1 protein-coding gene is annotated in these 704 nt (G+C 57.5%); it reads right to left on the reverse strand.

What is annotated here, in order from left to right; all coding sequences use genetic code 11:
* Positions 1 to 338, reverse strand: a 338-nt coding sequence (locus ACWJ6R_RS37510) for a hypothetical protein (protein ID WP_449066734.1), incomplete at its 3' end; no start/stop codon positions are given.
* Between the last annotated feature and the right edge of the window lie 366 nt (positions 339 to 704).

Raw genomic sequence — 704 nt, forward strand, 5'->3', positions numbered from 1 at the left:
CCACTCGAAAGAGCCGCGGGCACCTCAACCCCGCTTAACTTCGAAGAGCCGTCATTCAACGGTATCGCTATGACGGCTCCGGAAATCTCCATTCTGTTTACGCTTCCGAGGACGAAGTGCCGGCGGATTATATTTACAATGACGGCGGATACCTTACTCGCCTTACCGCATCCGCAGGGAGATGGACCTTCACCTACGACGATGGCGGGCAACTGGTCGAGCAGCACAAGGAACAGCAGTACAGCAGCATGGGAACTTCCACCACTAAGTGTCCCGCCCCCTACGCCGCCGACTACATGCTTTACGCCAAATGCAAGACGGACGTCGACACGGCCCAAGGCAGCAAAGTAGTGATGCGGAAGCCCTCCCCGAGGGCAACCCTTACCGGTGGTTCGGTGATGGGCATCACCAACGATGGCTGCAGTGCACCTATCGCCGGTGATTATCCGGAATCCTGGCTCAACTTCAGGCCTGCCTGTGACGCGCACGACTACGGTTACGGTCTGGTCCGCAATAAGGGAATTAACGGATGGACGCACGGGCTTCCGCGCAATAAGCGGACGCACGTAGATGCCGTTTTCCATACGATTCTAAAGGAAAGGATTTGCGCGGGACAGAAAGGAATACACTACGCAGGACGGGCCACGATGCAGGGCTGACGGAGTTCTCGGATGTTGAGACGAGCGGGTGAGCCGGTGCAGGTC

The sequence above is a fragment of the Planomonospora algeriensis genome (genome assembly GCF_977012225.1).